We start from the raw sequence: 20003 nt of genomic DNA, 5'->3' as shown, positions 1-20003 counted from the left end.
CCACGCCATGACTGACAGCGACCGGGGGGACGACGTCTACCAGCCGCAGGAGCCGGAGGCCTCCGACCCCGATGACCTGCTGGATCTCGAGGACACCCTGGACACGTCCGCGATCGAGGACGTCCTGGACGAGGGCTACTCCCCGCCGGACCGGCCCTGGGCGGTCGACGACGAGGGCACCACCGCCTCGGAGCAGCACACGGGCGAATCCCTCGACAGGCGCCTGACCAGGGAGGTTCCCGAGGACATCGCCCCGTCCCAGGACGGTCCGGGAGATCTGGCGGACGGCGACGGGGAGCTCTACGACACCGAAGTGGGGACGGACCGCGCGGGCCGGCTCACGCAGGAGGGGGACGGGCACGTGCCGTCCACCCTCACGGCGCAGGACGTCGGCGTCGACGGCGCGGCGGCGTCGGCCGAGGAAGCGGCGATGCACCTGATCCCCGAGGAGAGGGACCTGTTCGGGGGCGAACCGGCGCCCTGAGCACGCGCCACCAGGCTCGGAGCAGGGGTGCCCACGGCACCGAGCGGCCGGGGCCGAGGAGAGAGCCGTCGCGCCCGAGAGCTCGACGAGCCGGCCCATGAACGTCGCACCCGAAGAGCTGGTCGAGCCGGCCACAACGGGCTACCCGATCGCGAGGGCCGGCCAGGAACAGGAACCAGCCACGCCGCCTGCCTGCCGGCGCCCGGCCGAAACACGCCGCTGCGCCGCCCGTTCCCCCGAAAACGCTTGGACGCCGGCCGCCCGGCCACGGAAGACTCCGCTCCCCCGGATCTCTCGCCACGGACGGGCGGCGAGTGCTTCCGCCCGGTACGGTGCCGTGCCCTTCGGTGCGCGGCCTCCGCCGCGGTGAAGTCCGGAGCAACTGCCCGCGACACGACATCACGACATGAGGTCGGCATGGAATCGCAGCAGTCTCACGGCACCGGACCGCGCAAGGGCCCGGTCCGGCTCGCTCTCCGCAACTACTTACGGGAGCTGTCCCGCCAGCGCGGCCTCTCCGTTCCCGCGCTGGCGCTCCCGGCGCTCGGCAACATCGGCATCACGTACGTCGCGCCTCTGGTGGTCGCCAAACTCGTCGGCCGCATAGCCGAGGACGGAGCCCTGGGCGTCCGCGAAGCCCTCCCGTACGTCGGCGTGTTCGCCGGAGTCCTGCTCCTGGCGGAAGCCATGTGGCGAGTGGGACTCCACTGCCTCAACCGCGTCGACGCCCGTGGCATCGAGCACCTGTACGTCACCGGCATGGACGAACTCTTCGCCAAGGACGCCTCGTTCTTCCAGGACAACTTCGCCGGGTCCCTCACCAAGAGGGTGCTGAGTTACGCCTCCCGCTTCGAGGAGTTCGTCGACACCCTCACGTTCAACATCGTCGGAAGCCTGGCCCCGCTGCTGTTCGGCACGGTGATCCTCTGGAGTTACGACCCCCTGCTGGTGGCGGGCCTGCTGACGATGATCACGCTGACCGCCGTGTGCGCCACGCCGCTCATCCGGCGACGCCAGAAGCTGGTCAACCGGCGCGAGAAGGCGATCGCCCGGGTCGCGGGCCACGTGTCCGACGCGCTGATGAACATGGACACCGTGCGCGCGTTCGCGGCCGAGGAGCGCGAGGCGGCCGAACACCGGGCGCGGGTGGCGGAGTCCCGGCGGCTGACGCTGCGTTCGTGGGACTACGGCAATCTCCGCATCGACACACTCGTCGCACCGCTGTCCGTGCTCACCAACGGTCTCGGCCTGCTCCTCGCCGTCGGGATCGGCGCCGGTGGCGGCAGCGTGGAGGCGATCGTGGTCGCCTTCACGTACTACACCGGCTCGACCCGCATCATGTTCGAGTTCAACCAGATCTACCGCCGCCTCGAGAGCTCGATGACCGAGGCCGCCCAGTTCACCGAACTGCTCCTCGTCAAGCCCACGGTGACCGACCCCACGGACCCCGAGCCGCTGGCCCCGAAAACCGCGGGCGTCCACTTCGAGAACGTCACCTTCGCCCACGACGGGGGCGAGCCGATCTTCGACGGCCTCGAACTGGACGTGCCGAGCGGGGCGAGAATCGGCCTCGTCGGACGGTCGGGTGGCGGCAAGACCACGCTCACCCGGCTGCTGCTGCGGATGGCCGACGTACGGTCCGGCCGCATCCTGATCGGCGGTCAGGACATCAGCCGGCTGCGCCAGTCGGACCTGCGGAGCCTGATCGCGTACGTTCCGCAGGAACCGGCCATGTTCCACCGCACCCTGCGCGAGAACATCCACTTCGCCCGTCCTGACGCGACCGACGCCGAGATCCGCGCCGCCGCCGACGCGGCCCATGTCACCGAGTTCGCCGACCAGCTCCCGGCGGGCTTCGACACGATGGTCGGGGAACGCGGGGTCAAGCTCTCCGGCGGACAGCGCCAGCGCGTCGCCCTGGCCCGGGCGATCCTGCGTGACGCGCCGATCCTGCTGCTGGACGAGGCGACCAGCGCGCTCGACTCCGAGAGCGAGACGCTCGTCCAGCAGGCGCTGTGGCAGCTGATGGAGGGCCGCACCGCCCTCGTCGTCGCGCACCGCCTGAGTACGGTCGCGGCCATGGACCACCTCATCGTGCTCGACCACGGCCGCATCGTGGAGCAGGGTACACACCACGGACTCCTGCTGGCCGACGGCGCGTACGCCAAGCTCTGGCACCACCAGTCCGGCGGGTTCCTCGTCGAGTCCGACACCGTCGCACCGCCCGCTACGGCCGAACGGACGCGATGACTGCGAGCTTTCCGCGGGCCGGGGGACGGATCGGCGTCATCCCTCGCATCCCGCATTACCGTGGGTGTTCTCTCCTGGCCCGGTCAGGGATTCCAGTAGACGGTGCTGAAGGTGCGGTCGAAGCGACGGGCCGCCAGGTCCGCGCGCTGGATTCCCCACTGCACGTCCGCGCCTTCCCGACCCGCGATGTCCGGGTTCCAGTGGGCGAGCAGTACCCAGTCCTCGACAGCGCCCGACACCGGCTCACCGCCGCCCCACCGCCCCCGCTTCGCCTGCCGCACGGCGCACTGCGCGACGAATTCCAGCGGGTTCGGGTCGGAGTCCTCCTGGTCCGCGTAGCCGCCGATCTGCAGATGCCCTCTTCTGTCAGAGGCGTCGCACCAGACATCGACCAGCTCGTGAGCGTGCGCAAACTCGGGAAGCGGATGATACGGCAGGTCCGGTTCGGTTCTGACTCCCAACTCGCCCTGCGGGTAGGAATCGACGATCCTCTGGTCCTCCTCGTCCTCGTCGACGGCGTGACCGCTCCAGCTGATCCTGTCGCGTTCCTCCACCGGTGTGCCGGCCGGAACGTAGATGGCCTGGCCGCAGTTGCCGTCGCCGTCCGTTTCCAGGAGTGAGGTGAAGAGCAGCAGGCGTCCGTCGGGCGGCAGAGGGAGGTCCGTCGCGTCCTTCGGCAACGCGGCGAAGTCGACGGACGCGAGGTACGGGTGCTCAGGGTCCGGGGCCTCGGCGGGCAGCAGCAGCGGCCCGCCGAACCTGCCCGCGACAGGCCCGTCCCCGCCCTGCGTGAGCACCGCGCAAGGCCGGACATGGCCGATCCACCGGTCCACCTCTTCGGCCGGTAGCGGGGGTATGTCTTCCCACGGGTACCCCTCCTCAACGGCCTTCGTACGGAAGGGAATCAGCATTCTCCGAAGCTCGTCAGACACACCGGCAACCGTAGTCGCCACCACTGACACCCCACGCCCGGCAGGACGACGCGGGCTTCGGCCGGGCACGGGTAGACCCTGGCGAGGGCTCCCCGGAACACGGCGGGCAAGGCCGGTGAGCGACGATGATCACTCCGTCTGCCGGCACGAGGACCGCAGCACGGGTTCACCGGTATCGCGACCTGGGAGTGCAAGATGAAACGGTCTCCATGACCCTGCGTTCCGATGTGGCCGAGTTGCTGGCAGGGGCCGGCATTTGCGACGTGGACATCGACGACGCCCTGGCGGACGAGCACGTCCGGTCGTCCGTGTACCAACGCGTCGTCTCGGTGACCGCTTCCTCGCCGAGTCGCGAACGGGACCGCGCGATGGTGGCCATGATCCTGCGCGATCCCCACGAGATGGGGGCCAGGACGGCGGTGGTCGCCCTCGTGGACACGATCGCGATGAAGGTGACCGGCCCCGACGAATTCCGGCAGTGGTCGACCGGTCTGCTGCCGGAGATCGACCGGCTCAAGGCCGAAGGACACCGCGCGTTCATTCGCCGCCGCATCCACGACTGGCTGTTCTGCCTGTCCGTCAAGGGCGGTCACGTGCCGACGCCGGCCGAGTTGGAGAAGGCCACGGACTGGATGCAGCGCGTCCTCGCCGAGGAGTCGACGTCGCCGGCGGTACTCGCCCTGCTCGCCGGGTCAGGCAGCAGCAAGAAGATACGGAACATCGCGAGGAACCGGGCCGGAGGCCGGAGCGGTCCACTTCGTCATACCGGTCAGGGAGGTACGGGCCGCGAACTCGGGGGGACCTGATCACGGCGTCGGAGCCGTCATGGGTAACGCTGTGCCGGGCAACCGCGACGACGCCGAAGCATCGAACGGACAGCGGCGGCCATCCGGGGAACATGGGCGACACCATGACAGCCTCCCAGCCGGCGATCGTCTGCACCTCGTAAGCTCGGGAGCGCGTTCCACCATGGCGGTCGGCCGAACTGCCGAGGACCACGAGACCGGAAGTAGGCGGAGCCACGATGAGCAGCACAGCGCAGATCGGTGTCACAGGACTTGCCGTCATGGGGCGCAATCTGGCCCGGAACTTCGCACGTAACGGATACGCAGTCGCTCTGCACAACCGCACGGCCGCTCGCACCCACGAACTCGTCGAACAGTTCGGCGACGAAGGTGACTTCGTCGCCACCGAGTCCGCCGAGGACTTCGTCGCGGCACTGGAGCGCCCTCGGCGCTTGGTGGTCATGGTGAAGGCCGGCGACCCGACGGACGCGGTGATCGCGGAGTTCGCCCCGCTGCTCGAACCCGGCGACATGATCATCGACGGTGGCAACGCCCACTTCGCCGACACCCGCCGCCGTGAGAAGGCTCTGCGCGACCAGGGCATCCACTTTGTCGGCGCCGGCGTATCCGGCGGCGAGGAGGGCGCCCTCAACGGGCCCAGCATCATGCCGGGCGGCAGCAAGGAGTCCTACGCCTCCCTGGGCCCAATGCTGGAGAAGATCTCCGCTAAGGCGAAGGATGGCTCCCCCTGTGTCACCCACATCGGCCCCGACGGGGCGGGCCACTTCGTCAAAATGGTACACAATGGGATCGAATATGCCGATATGCAGCTGATCGGCGAAGCGTTCCAGTTGCTCCGCGACGTGGCCGGGTACTCCCCCGCGCAGATCGCGGACATCTTCCGCACCTGGAACACCGGGCGCCTGGATTCCTACCTCATCGAGATCACCGCCGAGGTGCTCTCCCACACCGACGCGGCCACGGACAAGCCCTTCGTTGACGTCGTCCTGGACCAGGCGGAGCAGAAGGGCACCGGCCGCTGGACCGTGCAGATCGCCCTCGACCTGGGTGTTCCCGTGTCCGGCATCGCCGAGGCCGTCTTCGCCCGCTCCGTCTCCGGCCACGCCGATCTCCGCGACGCCTCACGCCACCTCGCCGGGCCGACCGCCCGCAAGCTCGGCAAGGACGAAGCCGCGGCCTTCGCCGACCAGGTAGAACAGGCCCTGTACGCGTCGAAGATCGTCTCGTACACCCAGGGCTTCCACCAGATCGCCGCCGGCAGCGAGCAATACGACTGGAAGATCAACCTCGGGGAAGTCGCCGCCATCTGGCGTGGCGGGTGCATCATCCGGGCCGCGTTCCTCGACCGCATCACCAGCGCCTACGAGGCCCAGCCCGAGCTGCCCAGCCTCCTCGCCGACAAGAGCTTCGCCGAGGAGATCGCCACCGCCCAGGACGACTGGCGCAACGTGATCTCCACCGCCGTCACCCAAGGCGTCCCCACCCCCGCCTTCGCCGCCACCCTCGCCTACTACGACTCCCTGCGCGCCGAACGCCTCCCCGCCGCCCTCACCCAGGGCCAACGCGACTACTTCGGCGCACACACCTACCGGCGCATCGACCGCGACGGCGTCTTCCACACCCTCTGGGGCGGCGACAAGACCGAAGTCGAGAGCTGACCGGCACCCGCGGAAACCCACGCCGGTAGCGGTGCGCTGGGGTGCGTCGCCACGTTCGACCGTCCAGGTGTCGTCGAGCCGGAGCGAGGCGATGACGTCCTGGGGGGGTGGGGTAGCGGATGTCCTGGCCGGCCTGCCAGGACCAGGGGCGGTGGAGGCGTGTTCGATCACGACCAGCCGCCCGCTGGGTGCTACGGCCTGGGCGGCTCGCCCCAGGACGCACTCGCGGGCGATGGTGACGGGGGTGTGGAAGTAGGTGGCGGTGACCAGATCCCAGGTGCCGTCGGGAAAGGTCTGGGAGAGGTCGTGCTGCTGGGGGCGGATGCGGTCGGTGAGGCCGGTGGCCGCGGCGCCTGCCGCCACGCGGTCGAGGGCGGTCGGGGAGACGTCGACGGGCGTGAGTCCCAGCCCTGGGCGGCGAGCCAGAGTGCGTCGCCGCCGTGGCCGCAGCCCAGGTCCAAGGCTGTGCTCGGGGTGGGGGTCAGGTCGGTGAGCAGCACGGTCAGGACGGCGTTGGGCCTGGTTCCCCACTGCGCGTCCATGCCGGCGTAGTGCTTCTCCCAGAACATGGCGGACTCGTTGGCGCTGTTCATGTGCGGGGCCTTTCGGTGCGGGTGGTCAGGAGGCGGCGACGGGGGTGCGGCGGCTTCGGACGATGAGACCGGTGGCGGCAAGTGCGAGGGCGAACAGGGCGGCGCTGGCGAGGAAGGCGACCCGGTAACCGTGCACGTATCCCTCCAGCCGGCCAGCCTGCGACACCGAACCGTGGCGGTCGGCGAAAAAGCCGGTGAGGGCGGAGACGTACAGGGTGTTGAGCAGGGCGGGGTCGACCGCGCCACCGACCTGCTGGGTGGTGCTGATCATCGCGCTGGCGACACCGGTGTCGGACGCGGAAATGCCGGCGAGGGCGGTGTGGGGCAGGGCGACGAAGAAGGCGCCCAGGCCGAGACCGGTCAGGATCATGGCAGGCAGCACGACGGTCAGGTAGCCCTCGGCGGGCTTGAGCAGCATCAGCACCAGGGTGCCCTCGAGGGTGACGGCCGTGCCCGCCGTCATCAGCGTCTTCGGGCCGAACTGGGTGGCGCCGGCCTGGGCCTGTCCACCGTCCGCTCCCTGGTCACCCTCCACGAAGGTCACGTCGACATCGACACCGCGCCCGGTCAGGGTGCCACTTTCCGCATCGTGCTCCCGCTCTACAACGAGATTTTCCACACCTGAACACGCTTACGCCGGCCGCCCCCGGCATCCCTCGCCCTGCCGGTCACCCGCCTCGCCGAACGGCACTGCTCCACTTCCGGAAGGCCCGCCGTCTCATGGCTCGTTCACAGGCGGTTCTCACATGAGGACAAGGATCATGAGCGAGGGTCACGTGCATGAACACACACCGTCCTCGCTCCCCCGCCGCCGAGCGCACCCGCCGCTGGTTCATGAACAGGTCACTGCTGCTCGGCGGTGCCGCCGCCGTCGCGACCATGACCGGCTGCTCCGCCGGCTCATCCGACGCGACAGACTCCGCGTCCGACGGCGCCCAGAGCGGAATGCCGTCCGGTGGGCCCGGCGGCGCCGGAGGCATGGGTCCCGGTGCCACCGAGGTGAAGTACGCCGACTTCAAGGGCCTCACCACCGACGGAAACATCGTCGACGACCTCTTCTCGATCCACTCCACCGGCGTCTCGACGGACGCCATGGTGAAGGCCGCACAGGCGTTCCTGGACGGACTCAGCACCAAGGTGCGCCGGGCCTGCGTCTTCGACGTGGACGACGACGAGTGGCTGGCCTGGAGCAACGTCGACGGCTACGAACGCGAGGGCGCCCGCATGGGCGACCTCACCGACAAGCAGCGCAACCTCGGATACACCCTGCTCGGCAAGGCCCTGTCGGCCGACGGGCTAGCCCAGACCCGCAACATCATGAAGCTCAACGCCTTCCTCGGCGACTACAACGGCGGCGGCAAGGAGACGCTGACCGAGGGGCACTACTACTTCACCTTCATGGGCACCCCGTCCACCACCAAGCCCTGGGGCTTCCAGTACGAGGGCCACCACGTCGCCATCAATTACTTCGTCCTCGGCGACCAGGTCGTCATGTCCCCGACCTTCATGGGCTCGGAGCCGACCTCGGCCACGTACAACGGCGAGAAGATCGCCCTCTTCAAGCCGGAGACCAAGGCTGGTCTGGCACTGCTGCGGTCCCTGACCGCGGTGCAGCGCAAGAAGGTGATCTCCGCCGACGAGAAGGGGGGCACCGACATGGTTGCCGGGGCCGGCCACGACAACCTGAAGCTCGCCTACCAGGGGCTCGCCGCAAAGGAGTTCACCTCTGCCCAGCGCCAGACGCTGCTCGACCTGGTCGGCGTCTACGTCGGCTACATGGACGACGGTCACGCAGCGGTGAAGATGAAGGAGGTGGAGGAGCACCTCGACGACACGTACTTCTACTGGATCGGCGAGACCAAGGACTCCTCCGCGTTCTACTACCGGGTGCACAGCCCGGTCGTGCTCATCGAGTACGACGCCCAGTCCCCACTGGCCTACGGCGAGAACGCCCAGACGGGCGGCGGTGGCGGCGCCTCCGGCGGGCAGCCCAGCGGCATGCCGAGCGGCCAACCGAGCGGCATGCCCAGCGGAGGCCCGGGCGGTGGTGGCGGCATGGGCGGCACTCCTACCCAGCAGCACATCCACACCATCATCCGCACGCCCAACGGCGGCGACTACGGCGTGGACCTGCTCAAACTGCACTTGGAGACCGACCACTGAGGCCAGAGGGCACCGGTCGTCCACTCCGTCCGCCGCGGATGTGAGACTGGGGACATGCTCATACAGTTCCTGACCGCAGTCGGTGTCCTGGCCGTGCTGACCGTGGTGCCCGGGCCGGACATGGCCGTGGTGACCAGGCGTGCCGTCGCCTCCGGCCGGCAGGACGGGCTGCGGACCATGGGTGGCATCACGGCAGGGTTGCTGGTCTGGGGGGGTGCTCACGGTGGTCGGCCTCGCCGCAGTCCTGGCCGCGTCCGCCACCGCGTACACAGTGGTCAAACTGTCCGGCGCCGTCTACCTGGTCGTCCTCGGCCTTCAGGCACTGCTCCACAGTCGCCGCGGCCGGTCCCGGACACCGGCCGCGGCCCTCGTCACGCCTCGCGGCAACCCCTGGCGGACCGGCCTGGTGAGCAACGTGCTCAATCCCAAGATCGCCGTTTTCTACACAGGTCTGCTGCCGACGCTGGCCCCGACCGGGTTGTCCGCCCACAGCGGCATGGCTCTGCTGGTCCTCGTGCACGCGATGCTCACCGCGGTCTGGCTCGGCCTATATGTCCTGCTGCTGTCCGGAACTCGTTCCTTCTTCCAGAAGCCGGCCGTGCGCCGGGGCATGGACCGTGTCACCGGGACCGTACTGATCGGATGCGGGCTGAAGGTGGCCACCACCCAGCCGTGAGTGCCAGAGCCGGCCGACCGGCGCGGTCACCGTCGAGTCGGTGGGTCCGGAGCACTGAGGGGCGCGGGTTGGCTGCCCTACCGCGCCGTCACCAGGAAGGGAACAGCAGGATGACGCACAACGAGGCCACCGTTCTCGATGACCCGGTGGGCCGGTCGCTCGGCGATCGGCACGCGCATCTGGCCCGCCGCCTCGGCCGGGCCGCCACCTACCTCACGGACGTGGCGACCTTCGCCTCCGTGTCCACCCAGCCGGACGCGGGTGACTGGGCCGATCTCGCAGAACTGCTGGGTCCGGGCGCCTTCGCCGACATGTTCAACTGCCCGGCCGTTCCACCGCCGAACTGGGAACCAGTCTTCAGCCTCGATGGCCGTCAGATGGTCTGGTCCTGTGGCGGCCCCCCGGACAGTCCCAGTGCCGAGCCCGACGCCTCCCTGGTCGAACTGGGCACGGACAGCGTTCCCGACATGCTCGACCTCGTCGCGCGGACCGAGCCGGGCCCATTCTGGCGGCGCACCCACGAACTCGGCACCTACCTCGGGATCCGCGTCGACGGCACCCTGGTGGCGATGGCCGGGGAGCGCCTGCGACCGCCAGGATGGACCGAGATCAGCGCCGTCTGCACCGCCCCTGAAGCACGGGGGCGGGGCTACGCCGGCCATCTGGTCAGCGCGCTCGCCGCCCACATCGTGGCGCGAGGCGACCGGCCCTTCCTCCATGTAGCGGAGACGAACACCGGCGCCATCGCGCTCTACGAGCGACTCGGTTTCAAGACCCGCCGCCAGGTGACCTTCCAGGGCTTCCGCACCCCCTGACCACCTCCCCTCGCGCTCTGCCCGCAAGTATCGGGCTCCCTCCCGTGAAACAGCCATGGAATGGAGGGCGTCACCGCCGCCGAGGGTCTTACGGCTCCTGATCCAGCGCGTGCCACGGGGCGTCCGGGCGGGTGGTGCGGGCACCGTCGGTGAGTTCCAGTGCGAACACAGGTCGCACGCCCGGAACGGGGCCGAGGTAGGTGTGGCCTGTCATGTGGCACCAGGCGGGCAGGTCAAGCGGCGCCGCGGGGTCGGTGGCGATGACGTGGACGACGGTGCCCGCCGGCGCTCCGTCGATCTTCTTGCGCAGACGGAGCAGGAGTGTGACGCACAGCAGGCCGGTGCCGTCGACGGTCAGGACGGACTCGGCGGCAGGGGACGGGCGGGTCATCGGCTCTTCGGCGCAGGTGCGGTCGCAGATACTGTGCCCGGGGCCGCCAGAGGGCCGATGCCCCGGGAGGTCACCGTGCGGACGGTGCCCTCGGCCAGGCGATAGGTCAGGCCGACGACCGCCGCGTGTCCGGACGCGACCTGGTCGGCCAGTTCTCGTGAGCGGTCCATGATGAGGTCGACCGTGTGGTGGACGTGCGTGCCGATGAAGCCTTCGTCTTCGCTCACGCCCGCCGCCTGCGCGGCCAGCACACTCGGGGTCACCCGCTCGATGACGTCCCGCAGGTGACCGCTCGCGGTCGTACCTTCCCTCACTGCGGCGCGGGTCGCCGCGACGGCCCCGCACGCGTCGTGCCCGAGGACCACCACGAGCGGACACCCCAGCACGCTCACCCCGTACTCGATGCTGCCGAGGACTTCGGATCCCACGATGTGCCCGGCGGTGCGCACGACGAACAGGTCTCCCAGCCCCTGGTCGAAAATGATCTCCGCGGCCAGCCGGGAGTCGGAGCATCCCAGCAGCACAGCGTGTGGGTGCTGAGCAAACGCGGTGTCGGCGCGGCGGGCGGCATCCTGGTTGGGGTGCCGGGGGGTGCCGGCGGCGAAGCGCCGGTTTCCGCTGCTGAGCAGGGCGAAAGCCTCGCTCGGGGTGGCCCGGGCTTCCGGGGTGGCGTTAGTCATGCGCCGCAGGTTACGTCCGGAGCCCCCACGTAGTGAGCAGGGGGGGTGCGCGGAGCGGATGCGCTGATCGCGCTCAGGCACCGGCAGCGGGCAGCGCCCCCTGGCGTGAGGGCCGCTCGGGCAGGGGGCGCGGGTGGACGGCCTGTTTCATCACGATGGTCGAGTTGAGGCTGCGCACCCCCGGGAGATGGATGAGCACCGACTCGTAGAGGTGCTGATAGGACGGGAGGTCGGCCGTGACCACGCGGACCAGGTAGTCCGGTTCTCCGAACAGCCGCTGCGCTTCGACGATCTCGGGGATGTCGGCGAGTGCCGCGTCGAAGTCCGTCACGGCGTCGGGGCGGCTGAGGGTGGCGAAGACCAGCACCTCGAACCCGAACCCCAGTGCCGCCGCGTCGACCACGGCCCGGTATCCCCGGATGATCCCACCCGCCTCCAGATCGCGAACCCGCCGCTGGCACCGGGAGACGCTGAGTCGGACCTTGTCGGCCAGATCAGTGAGCGTGATGCGGCCCTCCGCTTGCAGAGTGGCAAGAATTTTGCGATCAGTAGCGTCCATTTTTGAAATCTTAGCCATTGAAGCCTCTTGTAGGGCAAAGTTCACGAACATTTTGCCCATAGTCGTCGCTAGCATTCAGCCATGGAAACCGACCCCATCTGCCCCGACCAGACACAGCAGGCCGCCCCCGCGGGAAACACCGGATCGGTCTTCGACACCGTCATCGACCGCAAGAACAGCAACTCCATGAAGTGGGCTTACGCCCATCAGCTGCTGACCCCCGACGAGGCCGCGGCCGACCCGCTGCCGATGTGGGTCGCCGACACCGACTTCAAGGCCCCCCAGGCCGTACTCGACGCACTGCACCAGGCAGTGGACCACGGCGTCTTCGGTTATCCCGGCGGCGCCACCGACAGCTACCTCGACGCCGTGACCGGCTGGCAGGCCAAGCGGTTCGGCTGGGAGGTGGAGCGGGACTGGGTGATGCAGACCGCCGGCATCATCACCACGCTCAAGACGGCGGTACAGGCGTTTTCCGCACCGGGCGACTCGGTGCTGATCCAGCCGCCGGTTTACGCCCACTTCCACGACGACATCCTGCTCAACGGCCGCCACCTCGCGTTCGCACCGCTGGTGCGCACCGACGACGGCTACCGCTTCGACGCCCGGATATTCGAGGCCGCCATCCGGCCGGACACCAAGTTGTTCATCCTCAGCCACCCCCACAACCCCACCGGAAACGTGTGGACCGAGGACGAGCTGCGGACCATGGGCGAGATCTGCGCCCGCCACGGCGTCCTGGTCGTCTCCGACGAGATCCACCAGGACCTCGTCGTCAATCCGGACCGCAAGCACATCCCGTTCGCCTCGCTCGGCGCGGAGTTCGCCCGCAACAGCATCACCTGCACCGCCCCCAGCAAGACGTTCAACCTCCCGGGACTGCAGAGCGCCAACGTCTTCGTTCCCGACCCCAGGCTGCGGGCGGAGCTGGCCCGTCAGTACGACCGCAACATGTTCCCGCTGGTCAACGTGCTGGGCATGGTCGCCGCCGAGGCCGCCTATGCGCACGGTGAGCCCTGGCTGGAGGAGATGCTCACGTATCTGCGCGGCAACCACGCCCATTTCGCCGAGTCGGTCAACTCCGCCACCTCCAAGGTGCGCGTCCTGCCCGCCGACTCCCTGTACCTGGCGTGGATGGACTGCCGGGACCTCGGCATGGACGCCGCATCCCTCGACACGTTCATGCTCACCAAGGCACGGCTCTGGCTGGACAAGGGCCAGAAGTTCGGCATTGAGGGCCACGGATACATGCGGGTCAACCTGGGCTGTCCCCGCTCCACGGTCGACGAAGCCGTCGATCGGCTACTCAGCGCGGTCAAGGGCCTCTGAGCCGCCCGGCCCCACCCTGGCGGCAAGCACACATCCTCTACAAGACAGGACACCCATGACATCTGCCATCGAGAAGCGCCTGACCGAACTCGGCGTGCCCCTGCCCGAGCCGGCCAGGTCCGTCGCCAACTACCTGCCGTACACGCGGTCCGGGAACCTGCTGCGTACCTCCGGGCAACTCCCGCTGCGCGACGGCGCCTTGGTCGCCACCGGACTGCTCGGCCAGAACCTGGACGTCCCCACCGGTCAGCTCGCCGCCCGCTGGTGCGCGGCGAACGTCCTGGCCCAGGCAAAGTCGGCACTCGGTGACCTCTCCCGGATCCAGCAGCTGCTGAAGATCACCGTGTTCGTCGCGGGCGTACCGGAGTTCAACGAACACCACCTGGTCGCCAACGGCGCCTCCGACTTGTTCGTCGAGGTGCTGGGCGAGGCGGGCGAGCACGCCCGCTCGGCGGTCGGCGTGGCCGCGCTGCCCATGCGGGCCCCGGTCGAGATCGAGGCGGTCATCGCCTGCGCGTGACACCGCGCCTGTGACCGGGAGCCGTCTTCCGGCCTGACGCACAACCAGGCGCCCGTGGCCGGCCACGGGCGTGCGCCGCAGCACCCTCTTGCTGCGGCGTTCGTGTATCTGCACGTCCCCTTCGCCAGAGCACCACCCTCTCCGTCAGGGAGCAGTGACATGCCCGCCAGCACCGCGAAAACCCATGAGAAAGAAGATCTCAGAAGGGATCTGAAGAGCCGGCACATCCAGATGATCGCCATCGGCGGTGCGATCGGGACCGGCCTGTTCTACGGCTCGGGATCGGCCGTCGCCACCGCGGGACCGGCCATCATCGTGACCTACGTCGTCGCCTCCGTCGCGATCTACTTCGTGATGCGGGCGCTGGGCGAGATGTCGGTGGAGGAGCCGGTCTCCGGCGCCTACATCTCCTACGCCAACCGCTACATCCACCGCTTCGCCGGCTTCCTCAACGGCTGGAACGCCTTCATCTTCCTCCTCGCCACCACCGCGGCCGAGCTGAACGCCCTCGGACACTACGTCCAGTACTGGTTCCCCTCGGTACCGATCTGGGCGACGGCGGCGGTGGCGGTCACCGTCCTGTTCGTCGTCAACGTCGTAGGGGTGAAGTTCTACGGCGAGGCGGAGTTCTGGTTCGCCCTCATCAAAGTGGTGGCGATCATCGCGATGATCCTCTTCGGCTTCGCGATGGTCCTCTTCGGCGCCGGCAACGGAGGCAACGCCATCGGTCTCGGCCATCTCCACGACCACGGCGGGTTCTTCCCCAAGGGCGTCGGTGCCGCGTTCCTCGCCATCGTCATGGTCGCCTTCTCCTTCGGCGGCGTGGAGAACCTCGGCATCGCGGCAGGCGAGACGAAGGACGTCGCCACCACGATGCCGAAGGCCGTCAACGCGACCTTCTGGCGGCTGATGATCTTCTACGTGGGTGCCATCACCGTCCTCGTCACCGTCTTCCCCTGGACCTCGCTGAACGGCTCGGGCAGCCCGTTCGTGACGGTCTTCGCCTGGATCGGCGTACCCGCCGCGGCGACGGTCATGAACGTGGTCGTCATCACCGCGGTGCTGTCGGCGGTGAACTCCGCCGTCTTCACCAACAGCCGCACCTTCTACAACCTGTCGCTGCAGGGCAACGCCCCGGGGTTCCTCGGCACCGTCAACCACAGGAACGTACCGTCCCGGGCGGTCACGGCCGTGTTCGTCACGATGGCCGCCGGTGTACTGCTCAACCTGCTGATGCCCGACCAGGTCTTCACGGTCTTCTCGTCCGTGACCGTCTTCGGCCTGATATGCGCCTGGGGATCGATCGTGATCAGCCACCTGAGGTTCCGCAAAGCCAAGGTCGCGAGCGGCGAGGCGGACGGCATCCGCTACAAGATGCCCCTGCACCCGTACAGCAACTACCTCGCCCTGGCCTTCATCGCGGCCGTCCTCGTCTGCGTCGCCGTCCTCCCCGACACCCGCGTCTCGCTCCTCGTGTCGGGTGGCTGGGTCGTGGTCGTGTTCGCCGCCTACACCTTCTACACCGGGAAGAGCAGGCAGCGGCGACCGTCCGGCGATCGGCCCCTCCTCGCCGTGAGCCATACAGAGCAGTGATGAGCCCATTCGGCTTGCGCTCCTACCGGACCGCCGACCGGCTCCCTACATTGGCGGCGGTACGCCGCCGACGGCCGTACCGCGGTGACGCGCGGGACGGGCCGCTGACACGGACACGCCCCAACTCCCGTCGACCAGCCCGCATCGGACACCCGGAAGAGGAGTCATGCACGAACTGCAAGCGCTGTTGTGTGAGTACGACCGTGCTCGCAGTTACACCGACGAGTTGTGGCGGGACCTGACTCCGGACGAGGTGATCTGGCGCCCGCACGAGGACTTCAGCGCCATAGGCTGGCACCTCGGCCACCAGGCTCACGTCGCCCACTTCATGATCCGCAACCTCACTGCGGCCGAACCCAGCCCCGACCCCGCCCTCGACGCCGTAATGGACTCCGCCAACCCGGAGCAGTTCCGGGGCGCCCTGCCCACCGTGCGGCGGCTGGGCGCCTTCCGGGAAACCGTCGCCGAGCGGGTGCACGCCCGCATCGGCGACATCGCGGCCGGCAAGGCCGGCGCCCCCACGCAGATGACGATCGTCGCGACCCATCTACTGACCGCGCTCATCAACCACGAGTACCAGCACGACCAGTGGATCGGCGAGGTCCGTGCCGAGCATTTCGGACACGCCCTGCCCACGGACCCGGACTCCGACCAGGTCCGCCGTGTCGACGGCTATCTCGTTCTGGATCCTTGCCTGTGACGTGCGGATCGCGGCCGGCCCGGTGGTGACCGGGAACGAGGTGACACCGGTGCCCCGCCGGCCGGGCGCGGCCGTCACGGGTCCGACGCACACCCGGGCCCGGTGCGGGCTCACGGCCCTGCTGTCGCTTCTCCTTGTGATGAGCGCGTGGGCGTGCGGGACGCGTGCCCTCGCGAACGGCGAAGTCACCCTGGCACGGGGCCGGGCGCCCGTCACCGCCCCCGTGGATGGGAGCGCTCAGGAGCCGTCGGCGAGGGAGGAAGCTCCTGACACCGTCGACGCGGCATGGCACGGCTCCCCCCAGTGCGAGACACCCGGCAGCCCGGCGCCGTGCCGGAAGGTGCTCCCCGCCCAGCCGGACGTGAGTCTCCCGGCGGCCACGGACAAGGTCGCCCCATCGGTGGCCCTGTCCCGTGCCGTGCCGCGCACCGCCTCGGCCGACGTGCGTCGCGATGCGGTGACGTCGGGGCTCTCCCCGCCGACGGTGCGGACCGTCCCCGACCGGATGCGGATCTAGACCGAGCGCCCGCGCCCCGCCCGCGCGCCGCGTGCCGTCCGGATCGTCACCCGGTCATGGCGCGCGCTCGGTACGAGCGCCGTTCGCCGTCCACCGTTCGCACCTCCAGCACAAGGTTGATCCCGATGCCGTCCTCTGCCTCCTCCGCGTCGCGCACCCGCCGACGGGGCCGTACGCTCGCCGCCGCCGCTCTCGGGCTGGCCGCCGTTGTCACCGCGGTGCTCGCCCTCACCCTCGACAACAGCTCCTCCGACGAAACCTCACACGACTCCGCGACGGCCCAGGCGAGTACACCCGATGCCCAGTCCGAGGCCCTGCTCGCACTCGCCCGCCGCGACGGCGACGATCCCCTGGCCGTGGGCAAGGCCGATGCCCCCGTCGTCATGATCGAGTACTCGGACTTCCAGTGCCCGTACTGCGGGAAGTTCGCCCGCGACACCGAACCGGAGCTGATCCGCTCCTACGTCGACAAGGGCGTGCTGCGCATCGAGTGGCGCAACTTCCCCATCTTCGGCGACGAGTCGGAGCAGGCCGCCCGCGCCGCCTGGGCGGCCGGCCGACAGGACAGGTTCTGGGAGTTCCACAACCAGGCGTACAGCGAGACGCACAAGAAGAACACCGGCGCCTTCTCCGCCGACAAGCTGACCTCCATGGCCGAGGCCGCCGGGGTGAAGGACCTCGACAAGTGGCGCACGGACATGGACTCCGACGCGGCGGACACGGCCGTCCGGCGTGACCAGGAAGAGGGTTACGCCCTCGGTGTGACCAGCACTCCCGCCTTCCTCATCAACGACGTCCCCGTCCTGGGCGCCCAGTCGGTCGACACCTTCAAGAAGACCGTGGAGGCCGCGGCCGAGGACGCCCGGTGAACGGCGACGCGAGTCTGCTGGCCGCCTTCCTCGGCGGACTGCTGGCCCTGCTCAGCCCGTGTAGCGCGCTGCTCCTGCCGGCCTTCTTCGCCTACTCCTTCACCAGCACCACCACACTGCTGCTGCGGACGGGGCTGTTCTACCTCGGACTGTGCACGACCCTCGTGCCGCTCGGTGTCGCCGGATCGTTCGCCAGCCGCCTCTTCTACGGCCACCGCGATCTCCTGATCACCATCGGCGGCTGGACCGTGATCGCGCTGGGAGTCGCGCAGATCCTCGGGCTCGGGTTCGGCGTCCGACGGCTCCAGCAGGCCGCCGGCGCGCGCCGTTCCGGATCGGCCGTCTCCGTCCTCGCACTCGGCACGGTCTACGGCCTGGCAGGGTTCTGCGCCGGGCCCATCCTCGGCTCCATCCTCACCCTCGCGGCGCTCGGCGGCCGGCCCGCGCACGGGGGTCTTCTGCTCGCCGTCTACGCCCTGGGCATGACCGTTCCCCTGTTCGTCCTGTCCCTGCTCTGGGACCGCTTCGACCTCGGACACAAGCGCTGGCTGCGCGGCCGCACCTTGCGCCTGGGACGCTTCTCCTGGCACTCCACTTCCCTCCTGAGCGGCACCCTTTTCGTGCTTCTGGGCGCAGTCTTCCTGCTGTTCGACGGCACCGCTGCCCTGCCTTCCCCTGTCAGCGTCGAGACGGAGGCGGGACTGGAGGAGGACCTGGCACGTCTGGGCGGCGCGGTACCGGACCGCGTGCTCCTGCTCGCGCTGGCCGCCGTGGCCGCGATCACCGCCGCCGTCCTGCTGGCACGCCGGAACAGCCCTCGGCCGGAAGACCACTCCAGGACCCCGCCCCCGCACGACCCCTGACCCGCGGCGGGACCACTCCGCCTCCGACCTCCACCCACCCACTTGACCACTGAGGGAGTGCCGACACGTGAGCACGCCGGACGACATAGCCACGAAGCCGGAGCAGCCATCCGCGGAAGAGCCATCCACGCAACCGTGGCAGGCAGACGCCCGGGTCGCCGCCGTACAGAGGCGTACGGTCCGGGTCCTGTCCGCAGCCCAGATCGTAGGCGGGGTCGGCGTCGGTGTGGCGGTGTCCATCGGCGCCCTGCTGGCCGAATCGGTGGCTCACAGCGAGACGTACGCCGGGCTGGCCCGTACGGCCATGACGGCCGGCGCCGCAGCGGTCGGCGTCCCCCTGGCCCTGGTCGCACAGCGGGCCGGGCGCAGGACCTCACTGAGCCTGGGTTGGCTCGTGGCCGCCGTCGGCGGGGCACTGCTCGTGGGTGCCGCGGTGAGCCGCTCGATACCCCTGCTCATCGTGGGCATGCTGTTGTTCGGCGTCGGAAGCGCGACGAACCAGCAGAGCCGCTACGCGGCAGCCGACCTCGCCGCGCCCCACCGCCGCGCCCAGGCGCTGTCCGTCGTGGTGTGGTCCACGACCATCGGCTCGGTGATCGGGCCCAACCTCGCCGATCCGGGCGCCGCCGTCGCGTCGGCCCTGCACCTCCCCCGACTCGCCGGGGCATTCGTCCTGGCGAGCATCGGCATGGCACTGGCAGCCCTGCTCCTGGGGGGCTTCATGCGTCCCGACCCGCTGATGCTGTCCCTCCAGTACCAGTACGACGAGGAACGGCACGAGCATGAAGCCGGCACGAGGGCCGCGCCGACGCAGACCCCCGCTGCGGTGGAGAAGCCCCGGGGTACCGGGACGCTGCGCGCGGGCCTACGCCACCTGCGCCACTCCCCCCGCGCGGCGTTCGCGTTCACTGCCATCGTTCTGGCTCACACCGTCATGGCAGCCATCATGACGATGACACCGGTCAGCATGGCGCAGCACCATGCGGGTCTCACCATCGTCGGCATCACCATAAGCGGCCATCTGCTGGGCATGTACGCGTTCTCTCCGGTCGTCGGCTGGCTGGCCGACCGGATCGGTCACCTCCCGACGGTGGTGGCGGGACAGGCCGTCTTCCTGGTGTCCGCCGCGCTGTCGGGCATGGGCCACGACTCCGTCAGCCTGATGATGGCGGGCCTGTTCCTCCTGGGGCTGGGCTGGTCGTTCAACCTGGTGGCCGGGTCGGCGATGCTCAGTGAGACCACTCCCGCCCCCCTGCGTCCCGGGGTTCAGGGCACCACGGACACCGCGATGAACGTCGTCGCAGCCGTGGGCGCCGGCCTGGCCGGTCCCTCGATGAGCTGGATCGGCTTCGGCGGGCTGAACGCCGTCGCCGCTGTCCTGGTCCTGCCCGTGCTCGCGTTCTGGGCCCTCCTCGTCCGGGAACGCTGAAGCACCCCGAGCATCCTTGCTGCCGCCGCTGCGCGTGCCGTTACGGCAGTGAGCCCCCTGGGCACTCGCCCCCCACGGCATCCATTCAGCGAAAGCGCTGCTCAAGCGGCCCCGGCCCGGGGACGGCCGCCCGCACCGCACTCGGTGCCGCCGCAGGCGAGACTGCTGCCGCCGGT

The 20003-nt window shown here is 69.5% G+C and carries 19 protein-coding genes and 1 pseudogene; 16 read left to right on the top strand and 4 right to left on the bottom strand.

Annotated features, from left to right (window positions below; translation table 11 throughout):
• Nucleotides 1-7 precede the first annotated feature (7 nt).
• The gene (locus tag AB0P41_RS33275) at nt 8-484 is read left to right on the top strand and encodes a DUF5709 domain-containing protein (protein WP_365935844.1); all 477 of its coding nucleotides are present in this window, start codon (nt 8-10) and stop codon (nt 482-484) included.
• Between the two features lie 417 nt (nt 485-901).
• Nucleotides 902-2734 (top strand): ABC transporter ATP-binding protein, encoded by a 1833-nt coding sequence (locus AB0P41_RS33270; RefSeq protein ID WP_356714581.1) that lies wholly within the window; start codon nt 902-904, stop codon nt 2732-2734.
• A gap of 83 nt (nt 2735-2817) precedes the next feature.
• Here the strand turns inward: AB0P41_RS33270 and AB0P41_RS33265 are convergent, their stop codons facing one another.
• On the bottom strand, nt 2818-3666 hold the full coding sequence (locus tag AB0P41_RS33265) for a DUF1963 domain-containing protein (protein WP_365935842.1): 849 nt from the start codon (nt 3664-3666) through the stop codon (nt 2818-2820).
• 209 nt (nt 3667-3875) lie between these two features.
• Here AB0P41_RS33265 and AB0P41_RS33260 point away from each other — a divergent pair, with 209 nt between their 5' ends.
• The 6 genes and pseudogenes from AB0P41_RS33260 to AB0P41_RS33235 all read left to right on the top strand — a co-directional run bounded on the left by AB0P41_RS33260 (nt 3876) and on the right by AB0P41_RS33235 (nt 10377).
• Nucleotides 3876-4472, top strand: coding sequence for a hypothetical protein (locus AB0P41_RS33260; protein ID WP_365935840.1), 597 nt, complete (start codon nt 3876-3878; stop codon nt 4470-4472).
• A gap of 218 nt (nt 4473-4690) precedes the next feature.
• Complete coding sequence (gndA, locus tag AB0P41_RS33255; protein ID WP_356714578.1) at nt 4691-6130, top strand: NADP-dependent phosphogluconate dehydrogenase; 1440 nt, start codon at nt 4691-4693, stop codon at nt 6128-6130.
• Between the two features lie 567 nt (nt 6131-6697).
• On the top strand, nt 6698-7348 hold the full coding sequence (locus tag AB0P41_RS33250; protein ID WP_365935838.1) for an ATP-binding protein: 651 nt from the start codon (nt 6698-6700) through the stop codon (nt 7346-7348).
• 155 nt (nt 7349-7503) lie between these two features.
• Entirely contained in the window at nt 7504-8886 is a 1383-nt protein-coding gene (locus tag AB0P41_RS33245) for a DUF3500 domain-containing protein (RefSeq protein WP_365935836.1), read from the top strand.
• Between the two features lie 54 nt (nt 8887-8940).
• A pseudogene (locus tag AB0P41_RS33240) lies at nt 8941-9562 on the top strand (LysE family translocator).
• A 110-nt stretch (nt 9563-9672) separates the two neighbouring features.
• Nucleotides 9673-10377 (top strand): GNAT family N-acetyltransferase, encoded by a 705-nt coding sequence (locus AB0P41_RS33235; RefSeq protein ID WP_356714574.1) that lies wholly within the window; start codon nt 9673-9675, stop codon nt 10375-10377.
• Nucleotides 10378-10465: 88 nt separating this feature from the next.
• Here the strand turns inward: AB0P41_RS33235 and AB0P41_RS33230 are convergent, their stop codons facing one another.
• The 3 genes from AB0P41_RS33230 to AB0P41_RS33220 all read right to left on the bottom strand — a co-directional run bounded on the left by AB0P41_RS33230 (nt 10466) and on the right by AB0P41_RS33220 (nt 12007).
• On the bottom strand, nt 10466-10768 hold the full coding sequence (locus tag AB0P41_RS33230) for a sulfurtransferase TusA family protein (protein ID WP_365935834.1): 303 nt from the start codon (nt 10766-10768) through the stop codon (nt 10466-10468).
• A complete protein-coding gene (locus AB0P41_RS33225) occupies nt 10765-11448 on the bottom strand; it encodes a carbonic anhydrase (RefSeq protein WP_356714572.1) in 684 nt (227 codons plus the stop codon). Before AB0P41_RS33225 ends, AB0P41_RS33230 begins: the two co-directional genes overlap by 4 nt.
• A gap of 73 nt (nt 11449-11521) precedes the next feature.
• Nucleotides 11522-12007, bottom strand: a complete 486-nt coding sequence (locus AB0P41_RS33220; RefSeq protein WP_356714571.1) for an Lrp/AsnC family transcriptional regulator — start codon at nt 12005-12007, stop codon at nt 11522-11524.
• Nucleotides 12008-12088: 81 nt separating this feature from the next.
• Between AB0P41_RS33220 and AB0P41_RS33215 the strand changes: the two genes are divergently transcribed.
• The 8 genes from AB0P41_RS33215 to AB0P41_RS33180 all read left to right on the top strand — a co-directional run bounded on the left by AB0P41_RS33215 (nt 12089) and on the right by AB0P41_RS33180 (nt 19827).
• On the top strand, nt 12089-13336 hold the full coding sequence (locus AB0P41_RS33215) for a MalY/PatB family protein (protein ID WP_365935832.1): 1248 nt from the start codon (nt 12089-12091) through the stop codon (nt 13334-13336).
• Between the two features lie 55 nt (nt 13337-13391).
• Complete coding sequence (locus tag AB0P41_RS33210; RefSeq protein ID WP_356714569.1) at nt 13392-13856, top strand: RidA family protein; 465 nt, start codon at nt 13392-13394, stop codon at nt 13854-13856.
• Nucleotides 13857-14015: 159 nt separating this feature from the next.
• Nucleotides 14016-15449, top strand: coding sequence for an amino acid permease (locus AB0P41_RS33205; protein ID WP_365935829.1), 1434 nt, complete (start codon nt 14016-14018; stop codon nt 15447-15449).
• Nucleotides 15450-15615: 166 nt separating this feature from the next.
• Nucleotides 15616-16149 carry a DinB family protein gene (locus tag AB0P41_RS33200; RefSeq protein WP_365935828.1) on the top strand — a complete coding sequence of 178 codons (534 nt, stop codon included), beginning with the start codon at nt 15616-15618 and terminating at the stop codon, nt 16147-16149.
• Nucleotides 16112-16666 (top strand): hypothetical protein, encoded by a 555-nt coding sequence (locus AB0P41_RS33195; protein WP_365935826.1) that lies wholly within the window; start codon nt 16112-16114, stop codon nt 16664-16666. Before AB0P41_RS33200 ends, AB0P41_RS33195 begins: the two co-directional genes overlap by 38 nt.
• 125 nt (nt 16667-16791) lie before the next feature.
• On the top strand, nt 16792-17535 hold the full coding sequence (locus AB0P41_RS33190; protein WP_365935824.1) for a DsbA family protein: 744 nt from the start codon (nt 16792-16794) through the stop codon (nt 17533-17535).
• Complete coding sequence (locus tag AB0P41_RS33185; protein ID WP_365935822.1) at nt 17532-18398, top strand: cytochrome c biogenesis CcdA family protein; 867 nt, start codon at nt 17532-17534, stop codon at nt 18396-18398. The genes AB0P41_RS33190 and AB0P41_RS33185 overlap by 4 nt, the downstream gene beginning before the upstream one ends.
• 67 nt (nt 18399-18465) lie before the next feature.
• A complete protein-coding gene (locus AB0P41_RS33180; RefSeq protein WP_365935820.1) occupies nt 18466-19827 on the top strand; it encodes an MFS transporter in 1362 nt (453 codons plus the stop codon).
• The last annotated feature ends 176 nt before the right edge of the window (nt 19828-20003 follow it).

Source organism: Streptomyces sp. NPDC079167 (assembly GCF_040686735.1).
In the GTDB taxonomy this organism is placed as follows: domain Bacteria; phylum Actinomycetota; class Actinomycetes; order Streptomycetales; family Streptomycetaceae; genus Streptomyces.
The sequence above is the reverse complement of the archived record's forward strand: the minus strand, read 5'-3'. Positions and strand labels throughout refer to the sequence as shown.

Excerpts from the sequence above, each read along its gene's own strand:
- AB0P41_RS33190 (WP_365935824.1), top strand. The coding sequence starts at position 16,792 with ATGCCGTCCTCTGCCTCCTCCGCGTCGCGCACCCGCCGACGGGGCCGT.
- AB0P41_RS33220 (WP_356714571.1), bottom strand. The coding sequence starts at position 12,007 with ATGGACGCTACTGATCGCAAAATTCTTGCCACTCTGCAAGCGGAGGGC.
- AB0P41_RS33260 (WP_365935840.1), top strand. The coding sequence starts at position 3,876 with ATGACCCTGCGTTCCGATGTGGCCGAGTTGCTGGCAGGGGCCGGCATT.
- AB0P41_RS33275 (WP_365935844.1), top strand. The coding sequence starts at position 8 with ATGACTGACAGCGACCGGGGGGACGACGTCTACCAGCCGCAGGAGCCG.
- AB0P41_RS33200 (WP_365935828.1), top strand. The coding sequence starts at position 15,616 with ATGCACGAACTGCAAGCGCTGTTGTGTGAGTACGACCGTGCTCGCAGT.
- AB0P41_RS33245 (WP_365935836.1), top strand. The coding sequence starts at position 7,504 with ATGAACACACACCGTCCTCGCTCCCCCGCCGCCGAGCGCACCCGCCGC.
- AB0P41_RS33230 (WP_365935834.1), bottom strand. The coding sequence starts at position 10,768 with ATGACCCGCCCGTCCCCTGCCGCCGAGTCCGTCCTGACCGTCGACGGC.
- gndA (WP_356714578.1), top strand. The coding sequence starts at position 4,691 with ATGAGCAGCACAGCGCAGATCGGTGTCACAGGACTTGCCGTCATGGGG.
- AB0P41_RS33225 (WP_356714572.1), bottom strand. The coding sequence starts at position 11,448 with ATGACTAACGCCACCCCGGAAGCCCGGGCCACCCCGAGCGAGGCTTTC.
- AB0P41_RS33270 (WP_356714581.1), top strand. The coding sequence starts at position 902 with ATGGAATCGCAGCAGTCTCACGGCACCGGACCGCGCAAGGGCCCGGTC.
- AB0P41_RS33210 (WP_356714569.1), top strand. The coding sequence starts at position 13,392 with ATGACATCTGCCATCGAGAAGCGCCTGACCGAACTCGGCGTGCCCCTG.
- AB0P41_RS33215 (WP_365935832.1), top strand. The coding sequence starts at position 12,089 with ATGGAAACCGACCCCATCTGCCCCGACCAGACACAGCAGGCCGCCCCC.
- AB0P41_RS33205 (WP_365935829.1), top strand. The coding sequence starts at position 14,016 with ATGCCCGCCAGCACCGCGAAAACCCATGAGAAAGAAGATCTCAGAAGG.
- AB0P41_RS33235 (WP_356714574.1), top strand. The coding sequence starts at position 9,673 with ATGACGCACAACGAGGCCACCGTTCTCGATGACCCGGTGGGCCGGTCG.
- AB0P41_RS33250 (WP_365935838.1), top strand. The coding sequence starts at position 6,698 with ATGGCGGACTCGTTGGCGCTGTTCATGTGCGGGGCCTTTCGGTGCGGG.